Raw genomic sequence first — 14,172 nt, forward strand, 5'->3', positions numbered from 1 at the left:
GGAGGGGGAGGGGGAGGGGGAGCTAGAGGAGGGGGGTTAGGGCTTTTGCGTAGGTGGGGGGGATGTGGTTGGGGCCGCCGGGGGTGAAGACGTCGGAGGTGGCTACTGCGGACCAGGCTGTTGCTGGGACGGCTTCGACCAGGGCTTGGATGACCGGGGCGTCGCGCCACTGGTCCTGTTCGGCGAGCAGGCCGAGCGCCACCACCGACTCCTCGACCTCGCCAACGCACTCGAACGGCTTGTGCCCGTCCACGCCCAGCAGCTCCCGATAGCCGGGGATCTGCTCCGGGTCGGCCAGCAGGTCACCGCCGAAGATGTGGGTGACGCGCTCCCGCGGCATGAACGGTGCCATGGCCAGGAAGACGAACCGGCACTTCGGGCAGTCGCGGCACCAGCGCTCGCTCGCGTCGTGCAGCTTGAAGGCCGCGTTGCAACTGGTCACCACGTCGTCGTACCGGGTGAACCCGGCGAACAGCCGGGCGATGTGCAGCTCGGAGAGCGAGCGCAGCAGCGAGAAGTACGGGTCGGTGAGGCCGGCGTGCTCGGCGAGCGCCGCCCGCAGCAGACCCTCGGCCTCGACGCCCTTGGACCACTGGTGGTTGATCTCGTGACCGTTCCAGACCAGGTTCGGGTCGGACGCCGAGCGCTCGTTGGACATCACCACCGGGCCGAGCCCGTGCAGCACCGCGGTGGCCACCGCGATCAGCGAGTTGATCGCGGTGACCGGGATGTGGCCGTTCAGCGCGCCGGCCGCGTTCAGCTCGAACAGCACCGGGTCGATCCGCCGGCGGGCGGCCAGCGGGGTCAACCCGGACGCCTCGTTGACCGAGACGATCACATGGTTCGGGTTGACCGAGAACGGCACCGGGTCCAGGTCGGCCCGGCGCAGCGCCTCCAGGGTGACGATCGAGTCCTTGCCGCCGCCGACGGCGGAGAGCGGGCGACGGTCGGAATCGTCGTACACGCGTGGCGACTCCGGTGAGCCGGCCGGCACCTCCGGGCGCAGTTCCAGCACGTACGGCAGTTGGTTGCGGTACGCGTACTCCGCGAGGCCCTGGGTGTAGATGGCGGTGACGTAGTCGACGGCGGCCGCGCCCAGCGGCGCCGGCAGCACCAGCCGGGGCGGCGCGGCGGCCTTGTAGTAGCTGACCCCGGCGACCAGGTGCAGCACCTCCAGCACCCGGCCGAGTGTGGCGACCGTCTCGTCCGACGGCGGGGTCGCCGGCAGCGGGAGAGTGATCACCTCGGTGAACCGCTGCTCACCGGCCGGACCGGTCAGGGCGTAGTCGAACAACACCTCGCCGGTGGCGAAGTCGATCGAGTAGGACGGGAAGGTGAAGGCGTCCATCCGCCGGAGCTGCTCGTTGGGCACACGCCATACTAGGCCCTGGTTCGTCCGGCCGTGTCCGGCTGCGCCGGACCCTGCCCGTTCCACCGCCGCCGACACCCCCGAGGAGAGCCCCGTGCGCCTGTCTGACCTGCGCGGACGTACCGTCGCCGTCTGGGGTACCGGCCGGGAGGGCCGGGCGGCGGTGACCGCGATCGCCGCGCACGGCCCGGCCGACCTGGTCGCCGTGGACGACAGCGCCAACTTCCTCTCGTTGCCGTGGGACGGCCCGTTGGCCGAGGCGGCTCCGCTGGTCACCGGGGAGGCGGGCTTCGAGCGGCTGGCCGCCGCGGACGTGGTGGTCCGCTCGCCGGGCGTGCCGCAGACCCACCCGTGGCTGGTCGAGCTGCGCCGTCGTGGTGTCACCATCACGCAGGGCACCGCGCTCTGGATGGCCGACCACGCCGCGCGCGCCGTCGGGGTCACCGGCAGCAAGGGCAAGAGCACCACGTCCAGCCTGATCAGTCACCTGCTCACCGCGATGGGCCGGTCGAACGTCTTCGGTGGCAACATCGGCGTACCGACGCTGGACCTGCCCGAGGCGGAGCTGTACGTGCTGGAGCTGTCCAGCTACCAGTGCAGCGACCTGACCGACTCGCCGCGGGTGGCCGTGGTCACCGCGCTCTTCCCCGAGCACCTGGACGCGCACGGCGGGGAGCGGGAGTACTACCGGGACAAGCTGAACCTGCTCGCCCACGGCCCGGAGACGATCGTGGTGAACGGCGCCGATCCCCGGCTCGCCGCCGAGCTCGGCGACCGGCCGGCGGTACGCGCGGGTCACCCCGACACCACCCACGTCGCCACCGGCCTGGACGGCACGCCCTGGTTCCATCTCGGCGACCAGCCGCTCTTTCCGCGTGCCGTGCTGCCCCTGGTCGGCCGGCACAACGAGGGCAACCTGTGCGTCGCCCTCGCCGTGCTCGACGCGCTCGGCGTGGACGTGGTGGCCAGCAAGGACAGCCTCGCCGTCGCGGTCGCCGAGTTCCAGGGGCTGGCCCACCGGCTCACCGAGATCGTCGACCCGTCCGGGTTGACCTTCGTCGACGACACCCTGGCCACCAGCCCGTACGCGGCCATGCACGCCATCGACGCGTACGACGGGCGGCCGTTGACCGTGATCGTCGGGGGCAACGACCGGGGGTTGGACTACACCCCGTTGGCCGAGCACCTGGCGGAGCGGGAGTTGACCGTCATCGGCATCCCGGACAGCGGTGCCCGGATCGTCGAGGCGCTCTCCGGCCTGCCCAAGGTGCGTACCGAACTGGTCGACGACCTGGTGGACGCGGTGCGGCTGTCCCGGGAGTTGACGCCGGTCGGCGGGGTGGTGCTGCTGTCCCCGGCCGCGCCCAGCTACGGCCGGTTCCGCAACTTCGAGCACCGGTCCGAGGTCTTCGCCGAGGCCGTCGCCGACACCGCCGGCTGAACTCGGGCCGGTTCAGCGGGATCCTGACCGCCGTCGGCGGAGCCAGGAGCGGCGGGCCGGCGACGTCTCGTCGCCGAGGTCGGGCTCCGGTTGGCCGGTCCCCTCGCGCCGCCACCGGTTGCCCTGCTGGTCGGTGAAGCACAGCTGCACCGTCGCCGACGCGTACCCGGTGAGGTCGATGCTGCGGTCGACGGCGATGAACAGTTCCGCGGCGGTCCCGCCGTCGAGCCGGTCGACCGGGCCGGTCACCGTGGCCTCCGGCACGCGTCGGCCGCCGGGAGCCGGGTCGCCGGAGTGCACCACCGGCGTCGCCACCAGGTCGAAGACCGGCCCGTCGCTGTCGTTGGCGACCCGTACGCGCAGGACGCCCTTGCCCTCGGTGCGGGTGGTGGTGGAGACGAGGCGTGCTTGCCGGGCCTGCGCGGCCTGGTCCTCGCGTCGCCGTGCCCGCAGTTCACGGCGCAGGCTGAGCACGCCGAAGAGCAGCGTGCCGACAGTGCCGAGCCCGCCGAACCAGTCCGGGACAGAGCCCCAGTCGATGCCCCAACCGGTCCGAATGATCGTCAGGGCCTCCACAATCGACATGCGACCAACGGTAGTCGTGGTACCCCAGTCCGCCCTCGGCTCCACCGTTCAGCGACTCCCATCGGCCGTCCTGTCCACGGGACTGCGTCTTTCATGTTGGTCCGGCTTCCTAGCGTGATTGAGAGAGCTTGACGCGGGTACTGTTGGGTTAACGGATCACGCGATCGGCCGCCCCCCTCGGCCCGGACCAACCATCGTGGAGCCTGCCGTCACGCCCCTCCGGGAGGCCAGATGACTCACCGTCGCCCCACCTTCCACCGGCCCGACCGGGCCCGGCCCGCCCGCCTCCGCACGGGCCGTCCGGGGCGTGGCAGCCCGGGTACGCGCCGAAGGGAGTCGAGCCGCACGGAGCCGGGCCGATGACCGCGCCGGCACAGACCACCGGGTTCTCGATCATCCCGCCCCGCCGTAACCGGCTGCCGCTGCGCGGGCGCGACGAACTGGTCGAGACGATTCTGCGGGCCGCCGAGCCGCCCACTGGCACCACGCGTGCTCCGGAGGAGGCCACCCAGATCCTCTGGGGGCTGGGCGGCTGTGGCAAGAGCCTCACCGCCCAGGAGGTGGCCCGTCAGCTCGAGGAGCGTGGCCGGCTGGTCTGGTGGATCTCGGCGAAGGACTCCGCGCGGGTCAGCGCCGGCATGCGTGAGATCGCAGGTCAGCTCCAGGCGCCGGAGAACCAGCTCGACCTCGCCTGGGCCGGCAAGGCCCGCAGCCCGGTGGAACTGGTCTGGGACCTGTTGAACAACTCCCACCGGCCCTGGTTGCTGATCTTCGACAACGCGGACGAGCCGACGTTGCTGGCACCCGCCGACGGGCAGGTCGCCGACGGCACGGGCTGGCTCCGTCAGCCGCGTACGGCCAACGGGCTGGTCCTGGTCACCACGCGCGACGGAAGGCGGGACACCTGGGGCGAATGGTCCACGATGTACCTGGTGGACAAGTTGTCGCCGGCGGACGGCGCGCAGGTCCTCGTCGACCTCGCCGGCACGGCCCCCGGCACGCTGGCTGAGGCGACCGGGCTCGCGGCCCGGCTCAAGGGGCACCCGCTGGCGCTGCGCGGTGCCGGCACCTACCTGGCAGAGGCCAACCGCATCCCGGTCGGCACCACCCGGTCCTCGATCCGCACCTACGACGACTACCGGGAGGCGCTGGACCGGCGGACCGGCACCGGCACCCGGCGAAACGGCTCCAGCGGTTTCGACCGGGCCGTCCGTCCGGTGGTGCAGTCCTGGGAGATGTCACTGGACCTGCTCGCCGGGCGCGGGCTCGACCAGGCCCGGCCGGTGCTCCGTCTGCTGGCCTGCCTCGGCGACGCACCGATTCCCTACGCCGTGCTGCTCGACCCGGTCCGGTTGTCGGCCTCGCCGCTGGTCGGCGAGATCGGCGAGGATCGCCTGCGGGACGTCCTGCGGTCGTTGGCGGACTTCGCGTTGGTCGATCTCGGGACGATCGAGTCGCTGCCGGCCCAGTCCTCGGTCGCCTACGTGGTCACCCTGCACCCGTTGGTACGTGAGCTGATCCGCGACCTGCCCGACGTGGTGGCTGGTCGGGCCGCGTACCACGAGTTGGTGCTCGACCTGCTGGACGCGCTTCGGCTGCGCGATCCGGACCGTCCCCGCGAGGAGGAGTTCGACCCCGACGAGCCGGACAAGTGGGCGAGCTGGCACGTGCTGGCACCACCCACGATGGGCGCGGTGCTGGATTTCCTCGACAGTGGCGACCTGCCCCGGGCCCGGCCCGACCTGCTGGACGTGGCGCTCGACCTGGCCCGGCTCATCGCCCGCTACATCCTGGCCGTCGGCCTGCCCGGGCAGGCGGAGATCTTCCTGGATCTCTGCCTGGCCGGATGCCGTCGCATCGGCGTCGACCTGGACGACCGGCCGGCACTGAGCCTCCGCCACGAACGCTCCCGGGCGGCGCTGGAGCAGGGCCACCTGAGCTGGGCCGAGACCGAGCTCCGCGCCATCATCCCGGCCCGGGAGGCGCTGCTCGGACGGGAGCACCGCAACACCCTTGCCAGCCGGCACAAGCTGGCCCGGACCATCCTGGAACAGGGTCGGTGGCGCGACGCCGAGGACGAACTGCGGGACATCGTCCAGGCCGAGTACCGGGTACGCGGCCCCGAGGACCGGGACACCATGACCGCGCGGCACAGCCTGGCCCGTGCGATCGTCTACCAGGGACGGTACGACGAGGCACACACCGAGCTGGCCGAGATCCTGGAGATCCGGCTGCGGCACTGGGCACCAGACCACTTCGAGACCCTGACGGTCCGGCACACCCTGGACCTGTGTCGACTGCGCCAGGGCGAGGCCGAGGAGGCCCTCGCCGACCTTCGCGAGATCCTCTCGACGGACAGCGCCAAGCGGCAGGTGCAGCACGTCGCCATGATCGCGGCCCGGCACACCCTGGCGGAATGTCTCATCGCCACCGGTGCCACCGTCGAGGCGGAGAAGGTGCTGGTCGGGGTGGTCGAGGACCGGCGGCGGATTCTCGGCGACGACCACGCCGACACGGTCCGGGCCGAGACCGACCTCAGGAAGCTACGTGGCGAGTGACGGTCGGGACGTCGAGGTCCCGCTCCGGATCCGCAGCCAGCCTGACGAGGAGCTTACGTGAGTGATCAACTACGTCGCCGGGACCGACTGACCGCCGAGTCGTTGCGGGAGTTGGCGATCGGCGAGATCGACGTGATCTGGCACCGCGAGTACTACCCGCCGGAGCAGTGCGACGCCGCGTTGCCCCGGGTGGTCCGCGCCGTCGACGACGCCAACTTCCTGCTCACCAAGGAGTTCACCAGCGTCGGCACGTCGATGGGCGAGGTGGCGAACGGCGGCGAGATCGTCCAGCGCTATCTGGACACCTCCGCCGACACCACCCGGCTGATCCGCCACGACGTGTTCGCCGGGCAGCAGTCACCCACCGACCTGATCCGCCTCGACCTGGACGAGATGTGGCCGTACGGGGCGACCGTCGGGCGGCATGACGGCCGGATGATGCTGCCCGGCGTACTGCGTCGGATGACCCCCGGTGGTCGGGGCCGTCCGCACATCGACCGCCGGCAGATCCCGCTGCTGGACACCTACCGGCTGCACCGGCGTCTGGGGGTGAACATCTATCTGGAGGTGCCGGAGCCCGGCGCGGGTGGCGAGATCGACTTCTGGGGAAGCCTGTCGGAGGAGGAGTTCGTGGCGCTCAAGGCCGACCCGTTCGACTACGGCATCGAGCCGGAGCGGGTCGGTCCGCCGGTGGACACCGTGCTGCCCGGCAAGGGTGATCTGGTGATGTTCGAGGCGGGTCGGATGCACGGCGTTCGCGAGGTGCGGGCAGGCTGCCGTACCTCGGCGGCCTGCTTCGTCGGTGTTCGTACGGAGGCGGACCCGCTGCTCGTCTTCGCGTAGGGCCACGCGAAGGGTCACGCCGGGCGGGTCAGGGTGGTGTGCAGGGCGCGCATCGAGCGGATCGCGGAGCGGATCTCCTGGAGGTAGCGGCCCGGGGTGAGCGTCTGCTCGGGGAGCGCCGCCAGGTCGGCGACCGCCGGGTCGACGCCGACGGTGTCGATCCCGCAGCCGTACGGCACGGCCAGGGTGCGCAGCGCGTCGCAGTGCTGGAACGGCACGTAGATCGGTGCGGTGACCAGCAGCACCGCATCGCCCGGGGCGAGCTGGGCGTGCCCGGCCCAGAACCGCTGCGTGTCGGCGGTGTGCGCGCGACGCCGATCCGGCTCACTGGACGGCGCGGCGAGCACGCGTACCGGCGGCAGACCGGCCGGGCGGTAGGTCCGCGACGACCAGGAGTGGTGCGGGTGGCCCGCGTCGAGGCCGTCCTGCTGAGCCGGGGCGGTCACCCCGAACACCTGCCGTACGGCGGCGTCGAGGACGTCGACTTCGGTGTCGGCGTCCGGCAGGTGCGCCTCGGCCAGCGTCCGCCGTTCCCAGTCGGACAACGGCCGGAAGCTGCCCAGCACGGCCACCTCGCCGCTCACCCGCAAGCCGGCGCGCAGCAGGTGTGCGGCGTACGCGACGCGGCGTACACAGGCGTGCGCGAGGCCGCCGAGCACCACCAGATGGGCGTACGCGGCCCGGTCCGGCGCCACCGGGCGGACCAGGCCGAGCGCGTGCGCGGCGGCGAGCACCAGCGCGGCGGTGTCCGGGTCGAGGTCCGGCTCCCGGGCCTCGGGTCGTTCTCGGCCGCCCCGGAAGTCCCAGTGCCGGGCGGAGAACTCGTCCAGGAACTGGAGCACGTCGGCGAGGTCGCCGGCCGGCCACGTGCCACCGAAGAGGGCGACCAGTCGGCGCATCGGGTCCGCGCAGACCCATTCGGCGAGGTCGGCGGCCTGCTCGCCCGGGGCCGCGGTGGGCAGCGGTACGGGCAGCTCAGGCACCAGCGGATCGTACCCGGCGGGGAGCTGACGCATTGTCAGGAGCCGGCGCGTCCTGCACTACACAGTGGCAGTTGTCCATGCCGGTCGGCGGTGGGAGCGTGCGGTATCCACGAACGCCGCTGAGAGGTTGCCCCGATGACCGACGACCTGCTGGCCCGACACCGGGCCGTGCTCCCGTCCTGGATGCCGCTGTACTACGCCGAGCCGATCGAGCTGGTCGCCGGGTCGGGCCGTCGGGTCACCGACGCTCAGGGCCGCAGCTACCTGGACTTCTTCGGCGGCGTGCTGACCAACATGATCGGGTACGACATCCCGGAGATCCGGGAGGCGGTCGAGCGTCAGCTCGCCACCGGCATCGTGCACAGCTCGACGCTCTATCTGATCCGGCAGCAGGTGGAGCTGGCCGAGAAGATCGCCCAGCGGTCCGGCATCCCGGACGCCCGCGTCTTCTTCACCAACTCCGGCACCGAGGCGAACGAGGCGGCCCTGCTGGTGGCCACCAACTACCGCCGCTCGCACCAGGTACTGGCCGTACGCAACAGCTACCACGGCCGGTCGTACGCGGCGATGGGTGTGACCGGCAACCGCAACTGGTCGGCCAGCGGGCTCAACCCGTTGCAGGTGGCCTGGCTGCACTCGGCCGACCGGGTCCGCGGTCTGCTCGCCCGGCTCGGCCCCGACGAGCAGGTCGACGCGGCGGTGGAGGACCTGCGCGAGGTGTTGGCGACGCAGACCACCGGTGACGTGGCCGCGTTGATCGCCGAGCCGATCCAGGGCGTGGGTGGCTTCGTGCACCCGCCGGACGGGCTCTTCGCCGGTTGGAAGAAGGTCCTCGACGAGACCGGCATCCTGTTCATCGCCGACGAGGTGCAGACCGGTTGGGGGCGTACCGGGGAGCACTTCTGGGGCTACCAGGCGCACGGGATCGTCCCCGACCTGCTCACCTTCGCCAAGGGCATCGGCAACGGGTTCGCGCTGGCCGGGGTGGTCGGCCGGGCCGAGGTGCTGGAGTCGGTACCGGCGATCAGCTTCTCCACCTTCGGCGGCAACCCGGTCTCCACGGCGGCCGGCAACGCGGTGCTCGACTACCTCGTCGAGCACGACCTCCAGGCGAACGCGGCCCGCGTCGGCGCGATCCTCGCCGACGGCTTGCGGTCCGCCGTGGGCGGTCTCGACTGCGTCGCCGAGGTACGCGGAAAGGGGCTGATGCTCGGCGTCGAGTTCGTCCGGCCGGGCACCAACGAGCCCGACCCGGCGCTGACCAACCGGGTCTTCGAGGCAGCTCGGGACGGTGGCCTTCTGACCGGCAAGGGCGGCCTGTACGGCAACGTGCTGCGGATGGGTCCACCGTTGACGCTGACCGAGGAGGAGGCCCGCGAGGGCCTGGCGATCCTCGTCGACGCGATCCGGTCGGTGACGGGGGAGGAGGCATGAGCATCGGCCACTTCGTCGACGGTAAGCGGGTCGGCGGCACGTCGGAGCGCCGCGGCGACGTGTTCGACCCGGCGACCGGTCGGCGTACCGCCGAGGTGGAGCTGGCCTGCACCGCGGACGTGGACGTCGCCGTGCAGGCCGCCGCCCGCGCGGCCCGCGCCTGGCGGGACGCGTCGCTGGCGAGGCGATCGGGGGTGCTGTTCGCCTTTCGGGAGTTGGTGCACAGCCGTCGGGACCGGCTGGCCGAGGTGATCACCGCCGAGCACGGCAAGGTGCTCGCCGACGCCGCCGGCGAGGTGCAGCGCGGCCTGGAGGTGATCGAGTACGCCTGCGGCCTCGCCTCGGCACTGCGCGGCGCGTTCAGCGAGAACGTGTCCACCGAGGTCGACTCGTACACCATCCGGCAGCCGCTCGGGGTGGTCGCGGTGATCTCGCCGTTCAACTTCCCGGTGATGGTGCCGCTGTGGTTCGTGCCGGTCGCGGTGGCCTGCGGCAACGCGGTGGTGCTCAAGCCCAGCGAGAAGGACCCGAGCGCGGCGCTGCTGCTGGCCGAGTGGTTCGCCGAGGCGGGCCTGCCGGACGGGGTGCTCAACGTGGTCAACGGGGACAAGGTGGCCGTCGACGCGTTGCTGGACCACCCGGAGGTGCGGGCCGTGTCGTTCGTCGGCTCCACCCCGATCGCCCGGTACGTCTACCAGCGCGGCACCGCCGCCGGTAAGCGGGTCCAGGCCCTCGGCGGTGCGAAGAACCACATGGTGGTCCTCCCCGACGCCGACCTGGACCTGGCCGCCGACGCGGCGGTCAACGCCGGGTTCGGCTCGGCGGGGGAGCGGTGCATGGCCATCTCGGTGCTGGTGGCCGTGGAGCCGGTCGCGGACGCGCTCGTCGAGCGGATCGCCGCACGGATGGCCGGGCTGCGCACCGGCGACGGCCGGCGGGGTTGTGACATGGGTCCGCTGGTGACGGCCGCGCACGCCGCGAAAGTGCGGTCCTACGTGGATGCCGGCGTGGCGGCCGGCGCGATGCCGGTGGTGGATGGTCGGGACGTGACGCCGGACGGTGACCCGGACGGCTTCTGGCTGGGCCCGACGCTGTTCGACCGGGTGACCCCGCAGATGTCGATCTACACCGACGAGATCTTCGGTCCGGTGCTCAGCGTGGTCCGGGTCGGCTCGTACGACGAGGCGGTCGAGTTGGTCAACGCCAGCCCGTACGGCAACGGCACGGCGATCTTCACCAACGACGGTGGCGCGGCGCGGCGGTACCAGCACGAGGTCCAGGTGGGCATGGTCGGGATCAACGTGCCGATCCCGGTGCCGATGGCGTACCACTCGTTCGGCGGCTGGAAATCGTCGCTCTTCGGCGACCTGCACGCGCACGGTGAGGACGGCGTGCGGTTCTTCACGCGGGGCAAGGTCGTCACGAGTCGGTGGCTGGATCCTCGGCACGGCGGGGTGAACCTGGGCTTCCCGACCCAGACCTGAGGTGCGGGTGGGTAACGGGTGGACCGCCAGGGGTTGAAGTCCGCGCGCCGGTGACGTAGAAATTCTTCAGCAACATCATGTGAACTGAAGAGAATAAACGTGAACGTGCCTCGCGCGACGGACGCCTTTCCCCCATGCCGGCGGTCCGCCCGACCCGACCCGAGGAGACACCATGAACAGGCGTGACATCCTGCGTCGCAGCGCCACCGCCGGCCTGCTGGCCACCCCTGCGGCCGGCCTGCTGGCCGGCTGCGTCACCGGCGGCGGCGACGACCAGGGCGAGACCACCACCTACAAGGGCACCAAGAGCGAGCAGAACCCGCTCGGCGTCAAGGAGGACGCTCCGCTCGAGGTGGTGATCTTCGGCGGCGGGTTCGGTGAGGAGTACGCCAAGGCCCACGAGGCCATGTACACCGAGAAGTACCCGAAGGCGAAGATCAAGCACTCCTCCACCCAGGAGATCAGCAAGACCCTCCAGCCGCGCTTCGTCGACGGCACCCCGCCCGACGTGGTCAACAACTCCGGCACCGGCCAGATCGACTTCAACGGCCTGGTCAGCCAGAACGCCCTCGCCGACCTCGGCGAACTGCTCGCCGCCCCGAGCCTCGACATCCCCGGCAAGACGGTCAAGGACACCCTGCTGCCCGGCGCGGTCGAGATCGGCTCGTACGACGGCAAGTTCCTGGTGCTCAACTACACCTACACCGCGTACGGCATCTGGTACTCCAACAAGCTGTTCACCGAGCGTCAGTGGGAGTACGCCAAGACCTGGGACGAGCACATCGCGCTCTGCAGGCAGATCAAGGCAGCCGGCATCGCGCCCTGGACGTACGCCGGCCTGCACCCGCGCTACATGAGCTGGCCGCTGATCGCCACGGCGATCAAGCTCGGTGGCCCGTCGGTGGCTCTCGCGCTCGACAACCTGGAGCCGAACGCCTGGAAGTCCGACTCGATGAAGGCCGCCGCCGACGCGTGGCACCAGATCGTCAAGGACAAGTTCATCCTGGAGGGCTCGCCCGGCCTGGACCACAAGCAGTCGCAGACCGCCTGGTGCCAGGGCAAGGCCGCGTTCATCTCCTGCGGCTCCTGGCTGGAGAGCGAGCAGAAGGACGTCACCCCGGCCGGGTTCAACATGACCATCGCGCCCACCCCGAGCCTGGGCAGCGGCGACAAGCTGCCGTTCGAGGCGATCCGGGGCACCGCCGGTGAGCCGTTCATGGTGCCCGCCAAGGCCCGCAACGTCGCCGGCGGCCTGGAGTACTTCCGGACCATGCTCTCCAAGAAGGGCGCCCAGGACTTCACCAAGAAGGTCGCCAGCCTCACCGTGGTGGCCGGGGCCAGCGACGGCGTCGAGCTGCCGTACGGGCTGAACACCGTGGTCAAGGCGCTCGACGCGTCCGGCGCCAACGGCTTCAACTGGGTCTACAACAACTACTACCGCAAGCTGGAGCGCAACCTCGTCGACGCAGCGTGCGGCGAGTTCTTCAGCGGCCGGATCGGCCCGGCGGAGTTCCTTGAGCAGTGCCAGAAGGGCGCCGACTCGATCGCCCAGGACAGCTCGATCAAGAAGTACAAGCGAGCGGCCTGACAGCCCGGCCGGTGGGAGCGGGTTCGTCCCGCCCCCACCGGCCGTACCCCGGAAAGGTCCTCATCGTGAGACATGGCAAGTGGCCGTTGATCGTCACCTTCACGGTGCCGCCGGTCCTGCTCTACGTTGTCTTCGTCGTGTCGCCGTACCTGCAGGCGTTCCAGATCTCCACCACCGACTGGCTCGGCTACTCGGCCGAGGCCAACCCGGTCGGGCTGGCGAACTTCAAGACCCTGTGGCACGACGACTACGTCTGGAACGCGTTGAAGAACAACGTGATCCTGCTGGCGCTGGTGCCGGTGCTGACCATCGTGCTCGGGCTGTTCTTCGCCACCATGCTCGCCATGGGCGGGCGCAAGGGCCGCGCGGGGGTGACCGGGGTACGCGGCGGCGCGCTCTACCGCACCGTCTACTTCTTCCCGCAGGTGCTCTCCGTGGTGATCATCGCGCTGCTCTGGAAGGAGGTCTACCACCCGAGCCAGGGGCTGCTCAGCGCCGCGCTGCACACCGTCGGCCTTTCCGCGCCGACCTGGCTCGGCGACCCGGCCACCGCGTTCTGGTGCGTGCTGGCCGTGATGGTGTGGAGCAACGTCGGCTTCTACGTCGTGTTGTTCGGGGCGGCGATGTCGGCCGTGCCGAAGGAGATCTACGAGGCGGTGCTGCTGGACGGCGCGTCGCGCTTCACCACGCTGCGCCGGGTCACCCTGCCGCTGCTCTGGGACACCGTCCAGGTCGCCTGGGTCTACCTGGCCATCTTCGCCCTGGACGGGTTCGTCCTGGTGCAGCTGATGACCAACGGTGGGCCGAACTTCTCCACCGACGTGATCGGCGTACGGATGTACGACACCGCCTTCGGCACTGAGACCAAGTTCGGCTACGCCTCGGCGATCGGCGTGGTGATGTTCTTCCTGACCCTCTCGGTGGCGGTGCTGTCGCTGCGGGTCGGCCGGCGAGATCGGATCGAATACTCGTGACCACACTGGATCGGACCACCCCCACCGTGCCGGCGCCGGCCGCCGGCCGGGACGCGCAGCTGCGTCCGGACCGCGGCGTGGCGAACGCCTTCTCGCACGGTTTCCTGCTGATCTGGGGCCTGCTCACCGTCCTGCCGCTGGTGTGGATGTTCATCAGCTCGTTCAAGACCAACGGCGAGATCCTGGCCGACCCGTGGGGGCTGCCCGGGGCGCTGCACCTGGACAACTGGACGCGGGCCTGGACCGGAGCCCACCTCGGCCGGTACTTCCTCAACAGCCTCGTGGTGGTGGCCGGCTCGGTCAGTCTCACCATGCTGATGGGCTCCACCGCCGCGTACGTCTTCGCCCGGTACGAGTTCCGCGGCAAGCAGTTCGTCTACTACCTGTTCGTCGGCGGGCTGATGTTCCCGGTGTTCCTCGCCCTGGTGCCGCTCTTCTTCGTGGTCCGCAAGGTCGGCCTCTACAACGACTGGGCCGGGCTGATCCTGGTGTACGCGGCCTACTCGTTGCCGTTCACGGTGTTCTTCCTGACCGCCTTCTTCCGAACCCTGCCGACCTCGGTGGCGGAGGCGGCGATGGTCGACGGCTGCGGTCACTTCCGGCTCTTCTTCCGGGTGATGCTGCCGATGGCGCGTCCGGGAATGATCAGCGTGGCGATCTTCAACTTCCTGACCCACTGGAACCAGTTCCTGTTACCGCAGGTGTTGTTGCAGGGCGACAAGTCCAAGTGGATGCTCGCCCAGGGCCTGTTCGACCTGTCGGTCAGTCAGGGCTACGCCGGCGACTACGCTCGGCTCTTCGCCGGGCTGAGCATCGCGGTGCTGCCGGTGCTCGTCGTCTACATGCTCTTTCAGCGACAGGTGCAGGCCGGGCTCACCGCAGGCCAGCTCAAGTAGCGTCTGCCCGGGGCAGT

Annotated in this window: 11 protein-coding genes; 8 read left to right on the forward strand and 3 right to left on the reverse strand. The window is 70.7% G+C overall.

Annotated features, from left to right (window positions below; genetic code table 11):
• Positions 1 to 22: 22 nt before the first annotated feature.
• Positions 23 to 1,372, reverse strand: coding sequence for a MurL-like N-terminal domain-containing (locus tag ACFQGL_RS04975; protein ID WP_377506051.1), 1,350 nt, complete (start codon positions 1,370 to 1,372; stop codon positions 23 to 25).
• A gap of 91 nt (positions 1,373 to 1,463) precedes the next feature.
• Here ACFQGL_RS04975 and murD point away from each other — a divergent pair, with 91 nt between their 5' ends.
• Complete coding sequence (gene murD / locus ACFQGL_RS04980) at positions 1,464 to 2,810, forward strand: UDP-N-acetylmuramoyl-L-alanine--D-glutamate ligase (protein WP_377506054.1); 1,347 nt, start codon at positions 1,464 to 1,466, stop codon at positions 2,808 to 2,810.
• Between the two features lie 12 nt (positions 2,811 to 2,822).
• Here the strand turns inward: murD and ACFQGL_RS04985 are convergent, their stop codons facing one another.
• On the reverse strand, positions 2,823 to 3,395 hold the full coding sequence (locus ACFQGL_RS04985) for a hypothetical protein (RefSeq protein WP_377506057.1): 573 nt from the start codon (positions 3,393 to 3,395) through the stop codon (positions 2,823 to 2,825).
• A gap of 359 nt (positions 3,396 to 3,754) precedes the next feature.
• On the opposite strand from ACFQGL_RS04985, the gene ACFQGL_RS04990 reads away from it, so the two are divergent.
• Together ACFQGL_RS04990 and ACFQGL_RS04995 are read left to right on the forward strand one after the other, a co-directional pair.
• The gene (locus tag ACFQGL_RS04990; protein ID WP_377506060.1) at positions 3,755 to 5,953 is read left to right on the forward strand and encodes a tetratricopeptide repeat protein; all 2,199 of its coding nucleotides are present in this window, start codon (positions 3,755 to 3,757) and stop codon (positions 5,951 to 5,953) included.
• Positions 5,954 to 6,010: 57 nt separating this feature from the next.
• Positions 6,011 to 6,796, forward strand: coding sequence for a 2OG-Fe(II) oxygenase (locus tag ACFQGL_RS04995; RefSeq protein WP_377506063.1), 786 nt, complete (start codon positions 6,011 to 6,013; stop codon positions 6,794 to 6,796).
• A 14-nt stretch (positions 6,797 to 6,810) separates the two neighbouring features.
• On the opposite strand, the gene ACFQGL_RS05000 is transcribed toward ACFQGL_RS04995, so the two are convergent.
• Positions 6,811 to 7,779 carry a hypothetical protein gene (locus ACFQGL_RS05000; protein ID WP_377506066.1) on the reverse strand — a complete coding sequence of 323 codons (969 nt, stop codon included), beginning with the start codon at positions 7,777 to 7,779 and terminating at the stop codon, positions 6,811 to 6,813.
• Positions 7,780 to 7,914: 135 nt separating this feature from the next.
• On the opposite strand from ACFQGL_RS05000, the gene ACFQGL_RS05005 reads away from it, so the two are divergent.
• From ACFQGL_RS05005 to ACFQGL_RS05025, 5 genes are all read left to right on the forward strand, one after another.
• Complete coding sequence (locus tag ACFQGL_RS05005; protein ID WP_377506069.1) at positions 7,915 to 9,213, forward strand: aspartate aminotransferase family protein; 1,299 nt, start codon at positions 7,915 to 7,917, stop codon at positions 9,211 to 9,213.
• Positions 9,210 to 10,697 (forward strand): CoA-acylating methylmalonate-semialdehyde dehydrogenase, encoded by a 1,488-nt coding sequence (locus ACFQGL_RS05010; RefSeq protein WP_377506072.1) that lies wholly within the window; start codon positions 9,210 to 9,212, stop codon positions 10,695 to 10,697. The genes ACFQGL_RS05005 and ACFQGL_RS05010 overlap by 4 nt, the downstream gene beginning before the upstream one ends.
• 172 nt (positions 10,698 to 10,869) lie before the next feature.
• The gene (ngcE, locus tag ACFQGL_RS05015; protein ID WP_377506075.1) at positions 10,870 to 12,285 is read left to right on the forward strand and encodes an N-acetylglucosamine/diacetylchitobiose ABC transporter substrate-binding protein; all 1,416 of its coding nucleotides are present in this window, start codon (positions 10,870 to 10,872) and stop codon (positions 12,283 to 12,285) included.
• Between the two features lie 65 nt (positions 12,286 to 12,350).
• A complete protein-coding gene (locus ACFQGL_RS05020; protein ID WP_377506078.1) occupies positions 12,351 to 13,259 on the forward strand; it encodes a carbohydrate ABC transporter permease in 909 nt (302 codons plus the stop codon).
• Positions 13,256 to 14,155, forward strand: a complete 900-nt coding sequence (locus ACFQGL_RS05025) for a carbohydrate ABC transporter permease (protein ID WP_377506081.1) — start codon at positions 13,256 to 13,258, stop codon at positions 14,153 to 14,155. Before ACFQGL_RS05020 ends, ACFQGL_RS05025 begins: the two co-directional genes overlap by 4 nt.
• Positions 14,156 to 14,172: the final 17 nt, after the last annotated feature.

The sequence above is a fragment of the Micromonospora vulcania genome, from assembly GCF_042658605.1.
Classification (GTDB): Bacteria; Actinomycetota; Actinomycetes; order Mycobacteriales; family Micromonosporaceae; genus Micromonospora; species Micromonospora vulcania.